General features: G+C 60.4%; 16 protein-coding genes and 1 pseudogene. 7 read left to right on the top strand and 10 right to left on the bottom strand.

The annotated features are described in order from the left end of the window. Nucleotides 1-79 precede the first annotated feature (79 nt). The 4 genes from ACXJ16_RS22770 to ACXJ16_RS22755 form a co-directional block, all read right to left on the bottom strand. Nucleotides 80-2581 (bottom strand): GAF domain-containing hybrid sensor histidine kinase/response regulator, encoded by a 2502-nt coding sequence (locus ACXJ16_RS22770; protein WP_463922154.1) that lies wholly within the window; start codon nt 2579-2581, stop codon nt 80-82. 505 nt (nt 2582-3086) lie between these two features. Next, nucleotides 3087-3461: a thermonuclease family protein gene (locus ACXJ16_RS22765; RefSeq protein ID WP_463922151.1), complete on the bottom strand. Its 375-nt coding sequence runs from the start codon at nt 3459-3461 to the stop codon at nt 3087-3089. 17 nt (nt 3462-3478) lie between these two features. Then, nucleotides 3479-3697 carry a hypothetical protein gene (locus ACXJ16_RS22760; RefSeq protein WP_463922149.1) on the bottom strand — a complete coding sequence of 73 codons (219 nt, stop codon included), beginning with the start codon at nt 3695-3697 and terminating at the stop codon, nt 3479-3481. 141 nt (nt 3698-3838) lie between these two features. Further along, nucleotides 3839-4048 (bottom strand): peptidoglycan-binding protein, encoded by a 210-nt coding sequence (locus tag ACXJ16_RS22755; RefSeq protein WP_463922147.1) that lies wholly within the window; start codon nt 4046-4048, stop codon nt 3839-3841. 228 nt (nt 4049-4276) lie between these two features. Between ACXJ16_RS22755 and ACXJ16_RS22750 the strand changes: the two genes are divergently transcribed. Next, a complete protein-coding gene (locus ACXJ16_RS22750) occupies nt 4277-4414 on the top strand; it encodes a hypothetical protein (RefSeq protein WP_463922145.1) in 138 nt (45 codons plus the stop codon). 86 nt (nt 4415-4500) lie between these two features. Here the strand turns inward: ACXJ16_RS22750 and hxsC are convergent, their stop codons facing one another. After that, nucleotides 4501-5586: a His-Xaa-Ser system radical SAM maturase HxsC gene (hxsC, locus tag ACXJ16_RS22745; protein ID WP_463922143.1), complete on the bottom strand. Its 1086-nt coding sequence runs from the start codon at nt 5584-5586 to the stop codon at nt 4501-4503. Then, complete coding sequence (gene hxsB, locus ACXJ16_RS22740; protein ID WP_463923311.1) at nt 5583-6983, bottom strand: His-Xaa-Ser system radical SAM maturase HxsB; 1401 nt, start codon at nt 6981-6983, stop codon at nt 5583-5585. The genes hxsC and hxsB overlap by 4 nt, the downstream gene beginning before the upstream one ends. Before the next feature lie 320 nt (nt 6984-7303). On the opposite strand from hxsB, the gene ACXJ16_RS22735 reads away from it, so the two are divergent. Beyond that, the gene (locus tag ACXJ16_RS22735) at nt 7304-7990 is read left to right on the top strand and encodes a hypothetical protein (protein ID WP_463922141.1); all 687 of its coding nucleotides are present in this window, start codon (nt 7304-7306) and stop codon (nt 7988-7990) included. 198 nt (nt 7991-8188) lie between these two features. On the opposite strand, the pseudogene ACXJ16_RS22730 reads toward ACXJ16_RS22735, so the two are convergent. After that, a pseudogene (locus ACXJ16_RS22730) lies at nt 8189-9013 on the bottom strand (helix-turn-helix transcriptional regulator). Between the two features lie 96 nt (nt 9014-9109). Between ACXJ16_RS22730 and ACXJ16_RS22725 the strand changes: the two are divergent. After that, nucleotides 9110-10009, top strand: a complete 900-nt coding sequence (locus tag ACXJ16_RS22725) for an SDR family oxidoreductase (protein ID WP_463922139.1) — start codon at nt 9110-9112, stop codon at nt 10007-10009. A gap of 134 nt (nt 10010-10143) precedes the next feature. Here ACXJ16_RS22725 and ACXJ16_RS22720 read toward each other — a convergent pair whose 3' ends face one another. From ACXJ16_RS22720 to ACXJ16_RS22710, 3 genes are all read right to left on the bottom strand, one after another. Beyond that, entirely contained in the window at nt 10144-11703 is a 1560-nt protein-coding gene (locus ACXJ16_RS22720; RefSeq protein ID WP_463922137.1) for a hypothetical protein, read from the bottom strand. Nucleotides 11704-11802: 99 nt separating this feature from the next. After that, on the bottom strand, nt 11803-13680 hold the full coding sequence (locus ACXJ16_RS22715) for a UvrD-helicase domain-containing protein (RefSeq protein ID WP_463922135.1): 1878 nt from the start codon (nt 13678-13680) through the stop codon (nt 11803-11805). Next, complete coding sequence (locus ACXJ16_RS22710) at nt 13677-15959, bottom strand: ATP-dependent nuclease (RefSeq protein WP_463922133.1); 2283 nt, start codon at nt 15957-15959, stop codon at nt 13677-13679. The genes ACXJ16_RS22715 and ACXJ16_RS22710 overlap by 4 nt, the downstream gene beginning before the upstream one ends. Before the next feature lie 526 nt (nt 15960-16485). On the opposite strand from ACXJ16_RS22710, the gene tnpA reads away from it, so the two are divergent. The 4 genes from tnpA (at nt 16486) to ACXJ16_RS22690 (ending at nt 19449) form a co-directional block, all read left to right on the top strand. Beyond that, nucleotides 16486-16845, top strand: a complete 360-nt coding sequence (gene tnpA, locus ACXJ16_RS22705) for an IS66-like element accessory protein TnpA (RefSeq protein ID WP_463922131.1) — start codon at nt 16486-16488, stop codon at nt 16843-16845. After that, nucleotides 16842-17201: an IS66 family insertion sequence element accessory protein TnpB gene (gene tnpB, locus ACXJ16_RS22700; RefSeq protein WP_463922129.1), complete on the top strand. Its 360-nt coding sequence runs from the start codon at nt 16842-16844 to the stop codon at nt 17199-17201. Before tnpA ends, tnpB begins: the two co-directional genes overlap by 4 nt. A gap of 68 nt (nt 17202-17269) precedes the next feature. Beyond that, a complete protein-coding gene (gene tnpC, locus ACXJ16_RS22695; RefSeq protein ID WP_463922127.1) occupies nt 17270-18859 on the top strand; it encodes an IS66 family transposase in 1590 nt (529 codons plus the stop codon). Next, on the top strand, nt 18856-19449 hold the full coding sequence (locus ACXJ16_RS22690) for a plasmid pRiA4b ORF-3 family protein (protein ID WP_463922125.1): 594 nt from the start codon (nt 18856-18858) through the stop codon (nt 19447-19449). Before tnpC ends, ACXJ16_RS22690 begins: the two co-directional genes overlap by 4 nt. Nucleotides 19450-19590: the final 141 nt, after the last annotated feature.

Here is a 19590-nt window from a genome sequence, read left to right as displayed (position 1 = left end):
CCCAACAAGCCCAACGTCGCTCGAGAAGTGCCCGAGATAGCGAAGCCCGCCGCCGATCGCTTCAAAATGTGAGGCTTGCTCAGGAATCGAAGATATTGCGGATCTTCATTGCTAGAGCATCCATGGCAAATGGCTTCGTGAGCATGTCCATGCCCTCGTCCAGAAATCCTGATCGTACCGCGGCATTCTGTGCGTAGCCGGTTATGAAAAGCACCTTCAGGTCCGGTCTGGTCTCGCGCGCGATCTCGGCAAGCTGACGACCGTTGATCCCGGGCAGGCCAACATCGGTAATCAGCAGATCGATGCTCATATCGGACCGCAGCATCGGCAGCGCAGCAGTCGCATCGAGCGCTTCGATGACGCCATATCCGATTTCCTCCAGGACCTCGGTGACGATGAGTCGGACTGAGGGGTCATCTTCAACCACCAGCACCATCTCGCCCTGACCACTCGCGATCTCCGTTTTCGGAGCCGCTGCAGGCTCGGTTGCCTCGTGCGAGCGGGGGATGAACAGCTTGACGGTCGTGCCCATTCCCAGCTCGCTGTATATGCGTACGTGACCACCCGACTGCTTGGCGAACCCGTAGATCATCGACAGGCCAAGACCCGTGCCCTGTCCAACCGGTTTCGTCGTGAAGAACGGCTCGAAAACCTTCTCGAGGATCGAGGCTGGCATATCGATCCCGGTATCGCTGACGCTCAGCACCACGTAATTGCCGGGCGTGAGGCCCGGGTGGTTCGTGGTGTAGTGCTCATCCAAAATGACATTATCGGTTTCTACGACGAGCTTTCCTCGGCCTGGCATCGCATCACGAGCATTGATGCACAGGTTGAGAAGCGCGCTTTCCAACTGGTTCGCGTCGGAGGAGGCGACCCACAGGTCCGGTTTCAGATGGGTTTCAAGAGCCGTCTGCTCGCCAAGCGTCCGATCTAGCAGCTCAGTCATGCTGCGAACCAGAGCATTGATGTCGAGTGCCCGCAGATCCAGTGACTGGCGCCGGCCAAATGCAAGCAGACGCGATGTCAGAGCGGCTGCGCGCTGGGCGGATGCGTTTGCCGCATCGATGTACCGATCGACCCGCTCCAATCGTCCAGCGCCGATATTCCGCTGGATGAGATCAAGGCTGCCGATGATGCCTGTCAGCATATTGTTGAAGTCGTGGGCGATCCCGCCGGTGAGCTGACCGACGGCTTCCATCTTCTGGCTTTGACGCAAGGCTTCCTGAGCGGTTTCCAGCTCAGCCGCTCGCGCCCTCGCGTCAGAGAGGTCGCGGCCGACAGCGACGAAATTCTCGCCATCGGGTTCGGGCGCGACGGTCCACTCAATGTGCCGCCAGTCGCCGTCGCGAGTGGCAATCCTGTTTTCAAAGCGTGCAGGCTTCCCGGTCACTGCCATTTCGGCGATCGCGTCGGTGGTCGGCACGACATCATCCGGATGCATGAAGGTGGCATAGCCGCGGGTCAGAAGGTCCGTCTCGCTCCACCCCAGGACCTTGGTCCACGCAGGATTGACCGCCGACATCATTCCGGCAAAGTCGGCTCTCGCCAGCATGTCCTGAGAAAGGTCCCACAGCCGATCGCGTTCCGCCCGGGCGCGCTCGATCGCGACCTTGACGCGTTCGCCCACCTCCTGGACCAGTCTCTCCTCTGCCTCACTCCAGATGCGCGGGCTTGCATTCTGGACAGCGAGAAGGCCGACCCATTGGGCTTCGTTGAACAAAACGACGTCGATGAATGCGCCGACCTCACGCGAGGTGAGGCCTGAGCGGGCCGGAGCGCTCAATCGCTCGTCCTCGCCGACGTTGCGCACCACCACGGGTTCTCCGGCGCGATAGGCGGCAAGTAGGTCGGGACCAAATGATGCAAGTGAGTGCACACCGACGATCGATGCCACTCCTCGCGCATAATCGCGCTCGACGGTCATCATCCCGGCATCGGTAATCTCGGCATAGAAGACCCGGCTTGCGCCCAGGAGTTCGCCGAGGCTGGCGGCCGTCCGGTTCATGATGTCCGCAGGCGTGGTCAATGGCCGCAGTTCGTCAGAGAGTGCCAGCAGAAATTCCGCGCGCCGTTCTGCCGCCACTCGTTCTGTCGTATCGGCCAGGAAGCATATGACCCCGGTTGGCATGCCGTCGTCGTCCAGCACCGGCGAATAGTTGAGGTCCATCCAGACCGTTTCGGGCAACCCGTTGCGCAGGATGGTCAGTTCCTGATCCCGAAAGTGGAGCGTGTTCCCGGCAAGACCCTCGGCCAGAACCGTATCGTTGAAGTCGGCGAGTTCGGGCCAGCTTTCGCGCACGTTCGAGCCGAGCGATGCCGGGTGGCGGTTTCCCGCGAATTCCGAGTAGGCATCGTTGTACAGCATGACACCGTCCTGCCCCCAAAGCATGACGATAGGCACGCGCGATCGCAGAAGTATGGATAGCGCACTGGTCAGGCTGTGCGGCCAACGCTCGATCGGGCCAAGCGATGTTGCGGACCAGTCCCGGTCAGCAATAAGCCGCGCACAATTGCCACCGCCGCTCAGGAATTGCGCGGTCGTGCGAACGGACGGAAAATCGATGATCGGCGCGGTAGACATGTAACAGGACCCTGAAAGCGGTCGCGAGTTGCCATGTGTCGTGGGCTCGTGCGCCGATGTGATACTCCGTTCTAGCGCAGCTTCTGCCTTGCGGATACTGATCTTCGCAAACCTCATGGCGATCAGAATAGGACAGTTGGTGATGGCAATGAGCCTGCGATCTGCTGCACCAATTCCCTGGAAATTCTCCCGTGTCGGAACTTGAAATGTCCCGTATGCCATCGGGTAGGCCACTTCGAGCTCGATCTTCGACCCATTGTCGCCGTTTAAGAGCCAACTGTGGAGTCTCAAGTGCAGACGGTCCGGTCCATCACCGAGGTCCCTCGGTGATGGCGATCAGATCCAGATGCGGACGCAGGCCATGTAGAGAAATAGCCACGCCGCAATTGTGTCGATCGGCGTCCAGCTGCGCGTGGTGCAGAACAAGCAGACAGTGCGGAGCAGCTTCATACCCTTAGTATCGCGGTAGTGGTTGCCTTTCAGAAGTTACGCCTCTGCAAGTCGCTCACTTTCGCCATGGCCGAGCTAAACCGCGTGAGATCAGGTAATCTCCAGCGTCCTGATCGCCAACGTATAACCGGCCCAAGGTTCGCCCATACCGATCCCGCCCAAGGCGCTCGATGCTGACTCGGCCCATGAGCACTAAAGCCCGCAGCGCGTTGCGGCTCTGCTCCCCGACCCGGTAGTCGCACCACGCCGGGTTCTTCGATCCAGCAAGGCGCTGCCGCTGCTGCGAGGAGCAACGAGGGCTGTCCTGCAGTTCGGGCGCGTCGATGTTGGCAAGGCGGACCCGCTCGCCATTACAAAGGCGCAGGGTATCGCCATCATGGATAGAAGCGATGCAAAGGCCGGCTGCGGCCAGGATAATGGTCGCAGCCATACGGCCTCTTCGTCAGATCAGGTGCATTTCGTGAACTGGCCCTTCTTGGGGCCCGAGGCGATGTGGCACTTGCCCTTCGCATCCTTCACCACGCCAGGCTTCGTCGCGGCAGGCTTAGCGCCAGAATCGGGGCACTTTACGAACTTTCCCTTGGCGTCCTTGCAGGGCGCGGCGAGCGTCGGGGTGGCAGTGAGGATGCCGGCAACAGCAACGGCGGTCATGAGCTTGCGAATCATGGTAACGAACTCCTCAGAAGATCAAGATTGGGAATACGCCCAAATCGGGGCTTGGGTAGCCCGGTTTTCCAGATCTGTTCTGCTTTTGGGTTCATCTCTTTGAACTGCGCAGGTGAGCGCGTAAATCTTGGGATGTCGGCCTTAGCTGCTGGCAATTTTCAGAGCATCCAACGTCTGCGGTGTTATCGTGCCGGTCACGGTAAGCTTGTGAGTATTTTGAAATTTTCGCAGGGCCTTTCGCATTGCAGGACCAACGTGACCGTCGATCGCGCCCGCGTAATCGCCATGGCCAAGAAGGCCTATCTGGACGCGACGGACCACGGCTTTGAACCGCTCTGTACGTCCCTCCATCGTAGCGGGCACCCCGGATTGAGGCGGTGATGCTCTGTCGGGACCCGCGGTGCTTGGAAGATCGGCGAGTGAACGGGCTCTCAGCGTCGAGTTCTGATCGACGCTCGGCGCAGAGGAATTCTGACTGGTGTAGCTCTCGGGGGCAGAATAGACGGGACTTGATACAGGCGGAGGAGAATAGGAAGAACCGTACCCTCCGGTGCTCGATCTATGACTTGTATGACTGTAATGGCCGCCTCCGCCAGACCGATGACTACTGTGGCTTCGGTGACTGCTGTGGCTCCGATGATCGGCGAAATGCATCGGATGATCCTGCGTGAAGCGTTGAAGCAGCTTCGCATCGTTTGGATCATCGACAGGCGTTGATGCCGCGTTCGCCAGCGCCACCTGGAGGGTATCTGGCCTGAAAAGGCCGGCCGCGATGAGGCTGGGGATCAGGAACTTCTTAGGGATCATAACGGCATGACCTTCGTGCCAGCTTCATCGTCGGGGTGCCACTCGAAGAAACCGGAGCACAGGTCTCGTTCATTGCAATTCGAACAGGCAGGCTGGTATTTGCGCTTCCAGTCCGAGATCGATGCCGGCGCAAGATCGCGGTAAGCAGCAGGCACTGAGCATCGCGGAAAATTGAAAAGCCGGACGGTAACGCCATGAAGCAGGGCGTGGTCGAGGGCGTTGCCGATCGAAGCGAACCGCTGTGAATGGTCCACGAACAGCTCAGACCATCGGTTCCTCGCAAAACCGATGTTCTCAAGCTGCATGATCGACCACGTTTCAACAAATCGCAGCCGCGCCGCTACGTATTGCGAGAGCGCCGGAAGATCGTCGAGGTTACTTGAAGTGAGTACCGTCCGCAGCTCAATTCGTGCGCTTGCCTGCAGAAGAACACCCAGACTTGCATGCAGGCGCCCGAAGGCCCCCTGCTTTCCAACAATGAAATCATGGGTGGCCGGGACGTTAGAATAAAGGGGGATGCCCCATGCTACGCGATCGTAGAGCGGAGCACGAAGGCGGTTTATATCATCGGCATCAAAGTGCTGCGCATTCGTCAACACGTGAAACGCCAAATCAGGCCGCTGGGTCAGGACGGTCTCAATGAGATCAAGAAGCTGGGGCTTGTATAGAGTGGGCTCGCCGCCGGAAATGCCGATTACGCTGTCAGGCTCGGCCAAGAGGCAGGCCGCCTTAAAATGAACGAAGCGATCGATGTGCGTTTTCTTGGGCGGCTGCGAGCACATCACACATAGCTGATCACAACGTTCGGTGACCAGCAGGGTATTATGATCCGATTGGCTGCGAAGAAGCCTTTCCGCGCGGCCGACTGTTGGCTCAACCAGCAGAACGTCCCCTGCAAGCTCCTGACCGTTAAAGCCGTCGATCGAGATAAGTCCCTTGGAGCCAGCGAAGACCGTGCCATCGTCTTCATCGGCAACGAAGAGCGAGTCCGCCTCGTCGCCCAAACGATCCGGGTCCATCTGGAGGCGGGTAACGAACGCCGTATCGGCTTCGGCGACGATCTGGAGCGTTAGCGGGATCATGACACTTTTGGCCCCAGCGCGCTTGGAACGGCTGGGAGGCGCAGCCATTTTGTCAGCGAGTAACGGACTGCCGGATCATCCGAATAAGTGAGATCGAAGATGAAATCGTAAATGTGCATATGCCGCCTGCAGAACTCGGTACTCGTCCGTTCGCAATCGACCCTTCCGTAGCGCGCAAGGTCATCGACCAGATCCCGACCACAGTACGGCTGATAGGCGCACTCGCTGCAGCTGGGGTCGAACTGGTTGGTGGAGGCTTCGTTCAGGATCTGACGTTTTTCGGTGTTCCATCCGTTGGTCACGTCGCCGATCGAAAGGTCGATTATGCCCGAGCGAGCCAGCATGCGGGCCTCGTCGGTAGGAAAGACGGTACCATCATAGTCGATAACCACATAATCGACCCCGATCGGGTTGGGGTTCCTGAGATCCACATGCCGATCGGCACCGGGTTGAAAAACCCGGCGAAGGCAGATGCTAAAGTAGGTTTCCTCCAAGCATTGCGATTGATCTTGCCAGTTGCGCTCGATGATGCGTCGCACGAAACGCTCGTAATATTTGCGCCAAGCCTGATCCTGCTCTTGGGATTCCTTATGACGCTTTCGTGCAAAGCCTTGGAAGTTGATCGGGCGCAGGAAGATGCTCGAAAGGCCAAATGCAGTGAAAGTCTCGATGATTGAGTCGATTTCAGGCGGATCACGCGGGTCCAGCGTGGGCAATGCGGAAATCTTCCCGGACCCGTAACGCGAAACCAGAAATCTGAGGTTCTCGATAAAAATCGAGGTATCCGGACCCGTGCGGTTCGCTTCGTGCGCAGCAATCGTACCGTCGAGAGAGGTGCTGATATATACATCATCGCGATCGAAAATCGCCAACACATCGTCCGAAATCTGCTGCAGGTTCGTGCAGATCACAAACTGCTTGAAGAAAAAGCGCTCGCACCGCTCCATGACGGCACGAATGAGATCGGGGCGAAGTGTTGATTCCCCACCCTGGAACTCGATCTTGATGCTGTCCGTCTCAAGCTCGTCGATAATGCTGAAGACCGCGGCAAGCGTTTCGTCATTCCAGTCGAAACCCTGCTGATTGAGGCCGGCACGAGAGACCTGGCAGTAACTGCAATTCAGATTGCAGCGCAGCGTGGGAACGACAATCAGATAATCCAGCGCATTCGCGCGATCGAGGCGCTCGGCAATGCTATAGGCATGGCTGTGAACGGAGAAATCATCATTGGGGTCGATCGCATGGCCCAGTGCGCCGAGGACCTCGCCATCAGCTTCAGAAATCCCGCTGGCGACAGCTCGCTCCATAAAGGAATCCGATGCCAGCACGAAGCGACCGGTATCGCTTACCATCAGACTTCCCTGAGACAGGGCGCGCACTCTCACAGGGTGCAGCATCATCGCAGGAGAAGCTCCCAGACGCCCTTACGAAAATCAGCACTGACCGCACCGAATCGCACGGTAAGGCAAGCCGCGAGAAACGCCCGACGCATTTCCGCCTCCGGGCTGCATCCATGCTCCAGAGTAAGGTAGCCCTCACCAACCTGCACCACGAGATGGGGATAGAATCTGGTGATATTGGATTGTATCGCCAAAAGATTTTCGGCGTCTTCCGAGCCCGGCCGGCACACAATAGTTGGCATATTTCCCCCGCACGTTCGCCAGTCTACTGGAAATTCCTGGCGTCAGGCAAGGGGCCATGACACTAAACCAACAAGTTGCTTGCAAAGACTATTTGCTCCGCCGATAGCATCCTCATTCTTGAAGAATTCGCGAGATTGGAAATGACGAGGGCGGGAGCGTCGAAGCCGAACAAGGGCTCTGGTGGATGGGGCATTGTGGCTGTTGTAGTTATCGCTTTTATCGCGATCGCACAGTGCTCGCCGACGCCAAAGAGTGAACAACAGCAGGCTGCCGCCAACTTCACTGCGCAGACAAGCGAGGCAATCGCGAGCGCCGCGCCGCCGGCCGTCGAACCGTTGGCAGCCCTGAGCATCAAGGTCGCGGGCAAGGACTTCAAGGCAGTCTATTCAGTTGAGGATCTCGCAGGTGCGATGATATTCAGTCAGAATTGCTTCGAGGGTCTGGCTCACGAGTTTTCGTGGGCTCGCCTTGACGAGTGCGGCGCGTTCGACGTGATGGCTGTTCAAAGGCTCGATGCGGATCCGACAAACTCGTCGAGCGAAGCCGCGTATTTTGATCAAGAGACTGCGGCAGGCCGCTACCTCGCGGCTGTCACCAGTGCAGGTGAGGTCCCTGAGGCAGCAGATCAACGGCTCGAAGAGCTGCAGGCGAAAAGTGCGGCGCTAGTCCCGCGCGCGATCTTGCCGCAGAGCGAATCGATCCAGGCTCCGCCCACCGAGGCACACCAAGAAGACGAGGCAGGTTGGGAGGTCCCAGCTTGAGTGGAACTACCTTAAGGCAATGTTTCGGGATCTGCGAGAAAACGAAATGCCCATTGATCCGGCACCATCGAACAGCAAGCCAGCTTCAATCGCCGCCGATTCGTGCGACCCTTCCCGGTCACTCAGCCGCCGAATTCCGATCGCTGAGACCGGACCGGCAGCTTTCCTCCCTCTCCGCTTGAACCAAGGATCAAAAGGTCACGCCAACATCAGGAAGTCCCGCATGCGCTGCTCGACGTCTTCATTCGCGGGGCTGTAGATCATCATGACGAGATCCTGCCGTCCTTCCACGGCAAACGTCGAGAATTCCAGTTCGAGTTTACCGAGATCCGGATGATGAAGACGTTTCACGCCAGAGCCGTGGCCGACCACTTCGTTGTCGCTCCACAGGGTCGCAAACAAGGGGCTCATCGCCGAGAGTTCCTCGACGAGCTGACGGATTTCCTGACCCGCTCCTGCTCGTGCTGCATCCGCCCGGAAGGACCCGACAACGAAGCGGGCAATACGCATCCAGTCTTCCTGCGCGGCCTAAATGCGTGCATTCGAGAACATGAGCCTCAGGATGTTGCGGTCCTCTTTGGGGAGCGTTCCATAATCGGTCATGATCGTTGCCGCAGCCCGGTTCCAGGCAACGACATCCCAGGTCGCGGTGCGGATTATCGCGGGGCTGACCGGCATGGCATCAAGAACGCGCTGCAGGCGCGGAGTGATCGCCTCTGAGTGATTGTACCGCGCTTCGGGGGAATGGCCGAGCGCCAGGAAATAGAGATGCTCGCGCTCGGGCTCCGTCATCATCATGCCCGTGGCGATGCGTTCGACGACATCTGCCGAAGGGGCTCCCCCGCGCCCCTGTTCAAGCCATGTGTACCACGTGGCGCTGATATTGGCGCGCTGGGCGACTTCCTCCCGGCGCAGACCCGGAGTCCGGCGACGGCTTGTCGAGTAACCGAAGCTCGCCGGGTCGAGGCGCATGCGCCGGTCGCGCAGGAACACTCCGAGTGCGTTGTTCTTGGAAGAAGCCATGTCTGCCTGTTGATCTTTATACCTGGATAAGGTCACTACTTTAACAGGATGATGAGGTTGACGATATCCCGTTCCGAACGCAATCGGAGATATGTCATGCGGATTTTTCTGACCGGCGCGACGGGCTTCATCGGCTCGCGAATTCTGCCGGAGCTTCTGGCTGCCGGCCATGAAGTGCTGGGCCTGACGCGATCGGAGGACGGCGCGAGGGCGATTGCCGAAGCCGGGGCGACTGCGCATCATGGGTCACTGGAAGACCTCGCGAGCATGCGCGCGGGTGCAGAAATGGCAGATGCCATCGCCCACACCGCCTTCGACCACGATTTTTCCCGTTTCGTGGAGAATTGCGAGAAGGATCGCAAGGTGATCAGCGCTTTCGGAGAAGTTCTGAAAGGCAGTCCCCGGCCGCTCCTGATCACCTCCGGAACGGGCATCGGAATTGCGGAAGAAGGTGGCATCGCTGTCGAAAGCGTCGTCAACTTCAACCACCCGAACCCGCGCATCGCCTCTGAACAGGCCAGCCAGACATTGCTTGAGGAAGGGGTCAATGTATCGGTGATGCGCCTGCCGCAAGTCCACGACACGCGTCGGCAAGGCCTCATCACGAGCTGGATCGAAATCGCGCGCACAAAGGGCAAAGTCGCCTACGTCGGTGAAGGGGCCAACCGTTGGCCAGCTGCCCACGTCAACGACGTTGCCCGCCTTTATGCGCTCGCGATCGTCGGAGCGGAACCCGGTACACGCTTTCACGCGGTCGGCGAAGAAGGAGTTCCCGCCCGCGCCATCGCGCAGGTTCTCGCCGAAGGCATGGATCTGCCGATGGTTTCGCTGCCCCGCCACGAAACGCAGGACTACTTTGGATGGCTTGCCATGCTAGCGGGGGAGGACATGCCTGCCTCCAGTGCCAGAACCCGCGAAATCACTGGATGGGTGCCGACCGGCCCTGATCTGCTGACCGATCTCAAAGCGATGAACTATGCGGCCAATTCCCTCTGACCGCGTCGGAGGGAAGAGGAAATTGGCAGCTCAATCCGCTGTCTGCTCCAATAGGGCATGAGTACCGCCGCAAGATGTGAATAGGCTTCGTAATCCCATTCTTCCTAAAGGGCGCAGGCTTCGTTTCCCATGCCCTAACGAGATTTTGTGATTGCCGACGCGATCCTGCGGACGTCGCCGATACGGCTGTAGGGAATAATCCGCGGATTCTCCGAGGCGACCGGGAAGCGGCTCACCACGAGATGTTCGACCCGATCGAGCCCCAGCTCCGTTCGCAGCAGATCCTCGCGCTTTTCCTCTTTCCGAAGCGCGCGCTCGTAGCTTGCCGATCGCGCACGATTATATCGGGCGAAGAGCCGGACATTGGCCTCGATCTTGGTGATGTCGACCAGGTTGTTCTTGCACTGGACGTTAAAGATGATGCCGCCGCGCGTGGTGACGACATCGAACTCCTTGTGGTTGATGCGCTTGATACCGGTGAGCGTGAAGCCCTGCTCCTCCAGCTCTGCGGAAACGGCCTGCTCGAAGATGAAGCCGGACCGGATCTGATAGCGCCTGATCTTGTAGAGGCAGACGTTGCGCCAGTTATAGAGGAACCGGCTGAGCAACGCGACCGAGCCAGTCAACTGGCCGTCCAGCTCTATGAGCGGCGCATAGCTATTGGTGTTCTCCGTATAGGTCCCGGGCCGATGGACCAGCGCCTGGCGAAGCGCCTGCGGCAGACGAAGCGCATCCGCCACACGATCGAACTTCCGGCGTGAGAGGCGGACCCAATAATCGTCCTCGGCGAGATCGGCGATGTGGCGGACGAAGGCGGCCGCGAACCTGAAATCGGACCCGGCCAGATCGAACTCGGCATAGGCCGCCTCCATCAGGCGGATGTCATTGCGAAGCTCCGCAGCCGAGAAAAGGCGCGATGGCGATACCGGCTCGAGGCCTGCCCCTTCCAGGATTTCCGGATCGAGCGCCTGCATGTCGACGATCGTCGTCCGCTCGGGCTCCAGGTGCAGCCCGTCGAGCACGGCATAATCGTGGGAGCCATAGAAGCCGTCGCCCATGACGTGCAGGGCGAAATCCGGGAAGACCTCGGCCAGCATTGCCTTCTGATACAGCCCGGTCAGGGTTGCCCCATTGAGCTCCACCAGCGGCAGGAACAGGTTGAGGGTGTCGATGACAGGGACCGGCTCCCGCCCCTTCGCCGCATCCGGTAAGGTATACAGCAGCGACACCAGGTGCCGGCGTCGGGACTGGAAGTAGTCGATCGCCGAGTTGACCGTGCCGAACGCCCCGCGGGTCGTCTCGATCCGGAGCATAGCGAAGGAGACGCCGATCGCCATCGTCTGCGCCATCAGCGTCGTGAAACGCTGAGCGAAGGCTGCGCCGAACTGATAGACGATGTGGTGATGGACGACCCGGAACCGGCGCGGGGCCCGGGTCACGTCCAGAGGCAGGTCCAGCAGCGCTTCCCATAGCCAAGGCTCCTTCAGGCCGAAGCATGGCAGGTTGATGAACTCCTCGACCGCGCGTATCGTCTCGAACAAGCTCGAGAAGGCCGACTGCGGATCGAATTTCGCCAGCGCAGCGTGCAAGCCGGCGCTGTGCTCCTCGATCTGTTCCCGGAGCAGCGCGCGTGCGTCGTCTCCGACGAGACGATCGCCGGACGTCCACTCCGTAATCGGCGTCCCCCCGGCCATGTCAGCGGTATCCTGCGCGGGCATTGTCGTTGAACATCCCGGCAGAGGACAAAGGACCGAGGAGCACTTTTACCAACCTGTAGCGTGAGACAACGCCGATCATGCCAGTACGTCAAGGCTTCGAATTGAGGCTTCCGGGAAAAGGTTCTTCGCTGCGATCGCCGCATTCGCCGCCGCCACGTCGGGGGCGAAGATGACGACCGCCAGATCCTTCACTGCCCGCGAGCAGCAGACGTAAAAGAGACGCCGGGTGCGATCCAGCACCGTCTCCTCTCCTGCATCGATCTTCGCCTGGTCATTGTCCGACAGCGGCGCATAGCCGAAATATTTGCCATACGAGTATTGGTGAAACGCCGCTTCCTCGTCGTCGATCACGACCAGAACGCGCTCGAACTGTGCGCCCTTAACACCATGATGGGTCGCAAACGGCGATTCCTCGGTGAAATAGCGCCGATAGGCCCAGAGCTCCCCAATCTGGCAGGCGAGGAAAGCCTGGACATTGGAGAAACCGCTGCTGCCATCATCAATCGGATCGTCTACCAAATGAGGCCCAAACCGGTCATCGAGGCGTAGCAATTCAGTGTCGCGGACATGCCGCATGAGTTGCCGCACCGTTGCCTGTGATCCATCCGCGAGCATCGCCACCAACGCGTCGAGCGCCTGCTGAAGACCCGTCAGGATCGGAGCGGCCGGTAGCCCGCGCAAACGCTCCGGTTCGAGCCTCGGGCTTTCGCTGCGCAGGATCGACATTGCCGTGAAGCGGTCACCCTCACGCGCGGCCACGACCAGAGGCAGAACATGCTGCGCAATCGGTCTAAGCGGCCAGGCCGAGCCGTCGGCGATCCCTTCGCTAAGACTCATCGGCGCACGGTCATTGAGTGCGGAATAGAGGTTAGGAAACCCAAGCCGCGTTGCTGCCATGCGATGCACAAGCACCAGCAGCCGAACATCGCCTTCGGGCACGTCACTCAACCAGAGCTCATCGTCAGTCTCTCCGGCGAGCCAGGCACGGACCGCAGCGAGGCGAGCACTCCGCTGATCGTCGGCCGGCAGGACAAAAAGATTGGCTGTGCCGACCACAGGCTGCTCGACGTCGTCAACCTTGATCCGGCGTCCACGGGTCTGGACCAAGCCGTCACCGGCTGCTCTGATCGCATTGACCACACCGAGCACCGAGGTCGGGCACCGAAAATTCTCCGGCTTGTTGATCTCGGCCCACCCAGGGCTGAGAGGAACGGCGCCAGTGCCGCTCATGTAGATTTTCTGCATTGGGTCGCCGAAGAAGCCGACGCACAAGCGAGGCTGCTCTGCAGCGATCGAGCGCAGCGCTTCGACGACTTCGGGGTCGGTGTCCTGGCTCTCGTCGACGAAAATGAACGGGAAACGACCGGCGACGACCCGGCGCAACAGTGGATGTGCGTCAACGCAGTAGGGCGTCAGCTTCAACACATCGTCATGGCCGAGGATGCCTTCGGCATAGCTGCTGCCGGTGCCGTAGATGAATCTCTCAACGGCGCCGATCGCGGCGAGTTGGGCTTCGAGCTCGGCGATCTCGATCTCCAACCGGGCCTTGGTTCGGGCCTGCGTGCGCGGCTTGTCGTAATGTTCGCGGCGCTCCGCGATCTTCTGCTCGATGCGAATACCCACCCAGGTCGCGATATCGCTCTGGAACGGCCGGATCACGGACCACAGAAAGCTGTGGATCGTCGAGATTTGGAACAGGGGCGAAACACCGACATCATCGGAAATCTCACCGACCGCGACTTCGGTGTAAGTGATGCAGGCAATTTGCTGCCCCGCTCGGCGCAGTGCGGGACCACGAGTCCGGGCGAGGTGATCGAGCGCCTTGATCAGCGATGTCGTCTTGCCCGAGCCAGCGCCCGCAACCATTATGAACGAGCGCGGGACAACGCTGTCGAGGCAGGCGCGGACCTCAATGTCTGCCTGCGTGTCGGGGCTGCCGATCCGACTAGTCACGCGGCGGCCTCATCATCCGGACCGGCCGCGTCACCTGGCCCCTCGTCCGCTCTTGCCGCCTCGTCGGGCTCCGGCTCGGATTCTGGCGGCGCGATTTCGGTTTCGAGCCAGCGAAGGCCATCGGCGATATATTCAGGTACGGACCATGTGGCAGGATCTTGTGCGAGCAGCGCGAGAGCGAAATCGGTTTTGCTGAAGCTCTGTGCTTGGACGCGCCTATGAATGCGGCGAACCAGCTCGACGAGATCCTTCTCGTCGTTCTTGGCGATGCGAAGCTGGAGCGGCTTACGATCCAGATGTTGGCACCATGCGAGATTCTCGAGCGCGAACGCTTCCTCCAGCGTGCGGCCTGCCAATGAGAGGGTGACGCCACCCCAGGTCACGTCAGTACGGCATTGATAGGCAACGCGCACCAGAGCGGCGTTGTCGTTGGCGCGCGCCTGCGTTTTGTCGTCGGCGGACGCTGCCCACAGCGCATCGACAGTGTTGCATTTCGGGAGCCATTGCAGAAGCGTCTGATTGGAGGTCGCCGCCCCCGGATGGCCGGCGATGCAGGTCTTGCCCGGCGGCTGACCAGCAGCTTCCCCATCGTCCTCGTCCCCGTCCTCCTCTACCGCCGCGATCGCAGGCGCCTCAGCACCTGCCTCCGCCTGAGCTGGCGGACCGAAGACACTGTCGAGATCGGTGATGATGAGCGTGGTAAGGCCAAGGAACTCGATTAACGCCTTGAAGCGATAGCCGAACGCGCCCCCGATCTCGAGGATCGTCAGGTAGGTCGATTGGAGGCGCGGTGCGGCCGTTTCGATCATCTGAGGCAAGAGCAGTCGCTCGACATTGCCTTCAACGAGCACTGCGGCATCGGCGAAAAAGAGATCACAATGCGCAAGCTTGAGGTAGCGCTCCAGGAAAGTGCGAACCTCGGGATCGGTGCTGTCGTAGAAAGCGGACAGATTGAGGACGTCCGACGTCGATGTCGCCTCTGTCCGGCTGCGCCGGAAATAGCGGATCGGCCGAAAGCCGCGCTCATAGAGGATGTGGGTGGAGTGTGTGGTGACGACCACCTGGCTGGTATAGGCGGTCCGCTCCACGCCCTTGAGCGCGAGGAGGTCCATGACCTTGCGGATAAAGGCCTGCTGCAACTGCGCGTGGAGGTGTGCCTCCGGCTCTTCGATGAAGATCAGATGGACGGGCGGCCTGTTCTCCTCGATCGCCAACCACTGGGCGTGGAGATCGAGAAGCTCGACCACCATGAAGATGAGGTTCTTGAATCCCAGGCCATTGTAGCGGTCGGGCAGCGTCGGCGGATCAGCCGCGCCATCATCCGGACCAAGGACGTAGTGGACCAGAGCACCATCGCGACTGCTCAGAATCTGCGCGGGATCGAGAGCCGAGCGGATCATCATCCGTGGATTCGACAGCCCGGGATAGCCGAGCTTCGCAAGGCTCCTGAGCGTCGGCTCGAACACACGTTCGAGATGCTCGTTGAGCGAGACTTCAGATGCGGCGAGTGCCCGGAGGGCCTCGAGATCCTCACCCTTCTGCTCGAGGTTTCGGCCGTAGAAACGGCTGAGCACGCGCGACAGGTCCTCTGCTCGGGCGCCGCCTGGACTATCCGACAAATGGCGCTGGGCATTGAGGAAATCGATCCGGAGGATGCTGTTCAGAATTTCGCGTCCGCTGCGATCGCGTCCCGCGAGCGACGCGGGGACATAGCCGGGCTCGGCGATCATTCCGGCGTCGAATTTCGCCGGATCGAGCACAAAGTAGCGCAGCTCATATTCGTCGTTCAGACGATCGCGGAGGTAATCGCGAAGGTGGCGCGGCGCCGGGTCGAACACCGGCACGCCATTCTCGTCCTTGTCAACGGCAGCGAGGGCACGATCACGAGCTTCGGTATAGCGAGCGCGCGTCGCTTCGGGGTCGATCGGGGCATAGGCGACGCGCATGCCGACGAGTGTGCTGTCCCATGCGAGGCTCGGCAGCAGATCAATTGCGCGATGGACGTCCTCGGCGCCAATCTCCAGCCAAATATCGACTTCCGCAGCCGGCAAGACACCGGCTTCCTCACCGGCACCGAACGCTATGATGCCCGGCCACAGTTCCGCGCTGAAATCATGGATACTGAAGCGGCCATGCCCGGTGAACAGTTGAAGCGCGTGCCCGACCGAGGTCTTTCCGCTGTTGTTCGCGCCTACGAAGATAGAGATGTCGGATGCGAGATCGATGACGACATCCTGCAATCTGCGGAAGTTGCGGACAGCCAGCTTCTTCAAATGCATCCTGATCTCTCCGGTCTCGTGTGGTGCCGATGCTTCACGCAAACCGACAGTCAGATCCTCACCTTAGCTACGTTCTCACTATCGGGCGAGCATCGCGACCAACTACATTGCGCCTGACTGTGGATGGCTTTTTTTTTAATCCCTCGTCCTCAACTAAAGAAATCCGGCCCCGGGATGATCGTCAAACATCTCCGCAGAGCGCACATAGCCGAGGAGCACTTTCACCGACTTATGGCGCGAGACCTCCTGCATCTTCTTGATCGACGCGCGGGTGCACGCCGCCTCGGTCTGGAACCGCCATCCATACAGCGGAAAGCCATGCCCCAATCGACCAGTTCTGCCAGATCATGGATGCGATGCTCACGCGGCGATGGCGCTCCGAATTCGATTGCCAACATATCATCAACGTCGCGATCCTAGGTAAGCGCCGACGGAACCCGGCCTTGTGCGGATGGGCATTGGCGTGAAGTTCGCAGGGCACATGGAGGCCTTGCGAGTGGATATCGAGCAGTCAAACGAGCCTCGTATGAGCGCTCGCCGAGATGGCGGAGCGGTCGTTCGAGTGGAACGTCGCCGGCACTGGAGCGACGAAGAGAAGCTGGCGATCCTGAAGGAGACGACGCAGCCCGGCGCCATCATGGCGGTGGTCGCGCGTCGGTACGGGATCGGGACCGGTCAGCTTTACACCTGGCGCAAGCAATTGCTCCGCGGTGCTATGGCGGGGTTCGTGCCGGTCGAACTGACGCCCGCCGAACCGCAAGGCCCATCGCTTGAGATTGGCCGGATCGAGATCCGGCACGGCAACTTCACGGTGTCGATCGACAAGCTGGTCAACAGAGAGGCGCTGAAGTTGGCGCTCGAGGTTGTCGGGGAGCTTGAACGTTGAGCCTGACGCTGCCGCCGTCGGCGAAGATCTATCTGTCACTGGCGCCGTGCGACATGCGCAAGGGCTTCGATGGACTTTCGGCGCAGGTGCGCAACATCCTCCAGCTAGATCCATTCTCCGGCGCCGTATTCCTGTTCCGCGGCAAAAGAGGCGATAGGTTGAAGGCGCTGGTCTGGGACGGATCAGGGCTTTGCCTCTATGCAAAACGTCTCGAACGCGGAAAGTTCGTGTGGCCCCGAACCCAGGGCGGAGCAGCCGCCCGGCTGTCGTCAGCGCAGTTGGCGATGCTGATCGAAGGGCTGGATTGGCGGCAGGCAATTGTTCACGAGGAGGTACTCACGCCGACCCTCGCGTGAGCGATGGAAGCTCGGAAAACTGCCATTTTTTATAGGCGCGAGATATGGCTTGCGCTATAGTCTATGGCATGCGGTTCGACCTTGATCGTCTCCCCACAGACCCTGTCCTCCTGCAGAAAATGCTGCGGGAGATGGCTGAGATCATGGAGCTGGAGCGGGCCGAACTGGGGGCGGCAAAGCAGATCGTCAAAGCTCAGGGCCTGACGATCGAAAAGCTGGAGCACCGTCTGGCGCGGCTTCTGCGCGTCCAGTTCGGTCGCAGCTCCGAGAAGATGGACATCGCGCAGCTGCGGTTGATGTTCGAGGAGGTCGATGCCCCAGAGCCGGCCAATGATGACGCACCTGCAGTGTCGAAGGCGAAACCGACGCGCAAGGCCGGAACCCGAGCACCGATCCCCGCGCATATCCCGCGCCAGACGACCCAGCATCTTCCCGAGCCATGCGGCTGCGGCGGGAACGAGACCGTGATCTGCGAAGATGTCACGGAAGTGCTGGATTACGTGCCCGCCTGCTTCCGTGTCCTGCGTCATGTTCGCCCGCGCATTGCCTGTCGGTCCTGCGAAACGATCCGCCAGGCGCCGGCCATTGATCTGCCGCTGCCCAAGGTGATGGCAAGCAGCGCACTGCTCGCGCATCTCGTCGTCAGCCGCTTCGTCGATCATCAACCCTGGCATCGCCAGTCGGTGATCCTGCGCCGTCAAGGCGTGGAGATCGATCGCGACGTGATGGGCCGCTGGTCCCGCAAGCTGGCCTGGCTGATGGCGCCGCTCGGCGAACGGTTGCTCTCCTACATTCTCGATGCTCCGAAGATACACGGCGACGAAACGCCCGTGACCTTGCTGCAAGGCGAAGACGGTAGCCATACCGCCTACTTCTGGGTCTATCTGCGCGACAGCCGCTCAAGCGGGGATATGAGCCCGCCCGCCGTGGCGTTCCGCTTCACGACCGGGCGCGGCGGTAAGCATCCCGCGGCCCACCTTGCCGGTTACCGCGGATATCTTCAGGCGGACGGCTATGCCGGCTACAACGCGCTATATCATGACCCAAAGACCAAAGCGCCGCGCGGCGTGATCGAGGTCGGCTGCTGGGCCCATGCGCGGCGCAAGTTTACCGACATTCTGGAAAAGAACTCGTCACCGGTAGCGGCTGAAGTGGTGGTGAGGATCAGCGAGCTCTTCGCGATCGAGCGCGACATCAAGGGAGCACCGGCCGATGAGCGGCGGCGGGTTCGCCAGCAGCTGGCCCTCCCGAAACTGGCAGCGTTGCGACCATGGCTCGAAGCCCAGATGCAGGGACTGTCTTCTGACAGCACTTTAGCGAAGGCATGCCGCTATCCGCTTAACCGCTGGGCGGCGATGGTCCGTTATTGCGAAGATGGCCTGCTGGAGATCAGCAACAACCTGGTCGAAAATGCCTTGCGCGGCGTTGCTCTGGGGCGCCGCAACTGGATGTTCGTCGGGTCCACAAAGGGCGGAGATGCCCCGGCGCTGTTTTATTCGCTCGCCGAAACATGCCGCTTGAACGGTGTGGAGCCCGAAGCCTGGTTTACCGACGTGATCGAGCGTATTGGCAACCATCCGATCAACCGGATCGACGAACTCCTGCCGTGGAACTGGCAGGCCGCACGGGCGATCCAGAACCTGGAGCAAGCTGCTTGAGCAACGCCTTCGTCGTGCACATGACGATCACTCTGGATGACGTGACGCCCGCCGTGACCCGCATGATTGAAGTGCCGCTCGGAATCCGGCTCGATCGTTTGCATACTACCTTCCAAGAAGCGTTGGGATGGACCGATAGCCATCTGTGGGAGCTAACCTTCGGGCGCACGGGCTTCGGTATCCCTGACCCGTCCTACGGCTTTGGTGGCCCACTTGATGCCCGAAAGACGACTCTCGCAGAGGCGTTGGAGGGAATGCGCGGCAAGACCTTCCAGTACCTCTACGACTTTGGCGACGGATGGGAGCACAGCGTCAAGATCCACGGCATCGCTCCAGCTGACCTGCAAGTCAGCTATCCGCGCCTGCTGGAAGCTACCGGAATGCGCCCACCGGAAGACTCGGGTGGTCCGTGGGGCTATGCCGAGAAGCTGGAGGCTCTCACCGATCCGTCGCATGAATATCATGAAGAGGCGTTGGATGCTCTTGGCGACGACCATGACCCCCACACTCAGCCCAACATCGAGATAATCCACGCCCGCTTCGCGGCGCTCGCCAAGAAATGGGCGCCGCGCCCGCGGAAAAGCAAATAGCTCCTACGTCAACGCCGCCTTCCGTCGGCGCTTACCCAAGCACGGTGATCGGCGCACGCAGGTTCGCGCCGATCAGGACGATGCCCGCAGCGAGGACAAAGCTTGAACGGCGAACGGAGGATTCAGGAGGAGGCAGCATCT

The organism is Novosphingobium sp. TK71 (assembly GCF_055361505.1).
Note: the sequence above shows the minus strand (reverse complement) of the source record. Positions and strands in the feature narration are given on the sequence as shown.

Excerpts from the sequence above, each read along its gene's own strand:
- hxsB (WP_463923311.1), bottom strand. The coding sequence starts at position 6,983 with ATGCTGCACCCTGTGAGAGTGCGCGCCCTGTCTCAGGGAAGTCTGATG.
- ACXJ16_RS22710 (WP_463922133.1), bottom strand. The coding sequence starts at position 15,959 with ATGCATTTGAAGAAGCTGGCTGTCCGCAACTTCCGCAGATTGCAGGAT.
- ACXJ16_RS22765 (WP_463922151.1), bottom strand. The coding sequence starts at position 3,461 with ATGGCTGCGACCATTATCCTGGCCGCAGCCGGCCTTTGCATCGCTTCT.
- ACXJ16_RS22755 (WP_463922147.1), bottom strand. The coding sequence starts at position 4,048 with ATGGAGGGACGTACAGAGCGGTTCAAAGCCGTGGTCCGTCGCGTCCAG.
- hxsC (WP_463922143.1), bottom strand. The coding sequence starts at position 5,586 with ATGATCCCGCTAACGCTCCAGATCGTCGCCGAAGCCGATACGGCGTTC.
- tnpA (WP_463922131.1), top strand. The coding sequence starts at position 16,486 with ATGAGCGCTCGCCGAGATGGCGGAGCGGTCGTTCGAGTGGAACGTCGC.
- ACXJ16_RS22720 (WP_463922137.1), bottom strand. The coding sequence starts at position 11,703 with ATGGCCGGGGGGACGCCGATTACGGAGTGGACGTCCGGCGATCGTCTC.
- ACXJ16_RS22760 (WP_463922149.1), bottom strand. The coding sequence starts at position 3,697 with ATGATTCGCAAGCTCATGACCGCCGTTGCTGTTGCCGGCATCCTCACT.
- ACXJ16_RS22725 (WP_463922139.1), top strand. The coding sequence starts at position 9,110 with ATGCGGATTTTTCTGACCGGCGCGACGGGCTTCATCGGCTCGCGAATT.
- tnpC (WP_463922127.1), top strand. The coding sequence starts at position 17,270 with ATGCGGTTCGACCTTGATCGTCTCCCCACAGACCCTGTCCTCCTGCAG.
- ACXJ16_RS22770 (WP_463922154.1), bottom strand. The coding sequence starts at position 2,581 with ATGTCTACCGCGCCGATCATCGATTTTCCGTCCGTTCGCACGACCGCG.
- ACXJ16_RS22750 (WP_463922145.1), top strand. The coding sequence starts at position 4,277 with ATGGCCGCCTCCGCCAGACCGATGACTACTGTGGCTTCGGTGACTGCT.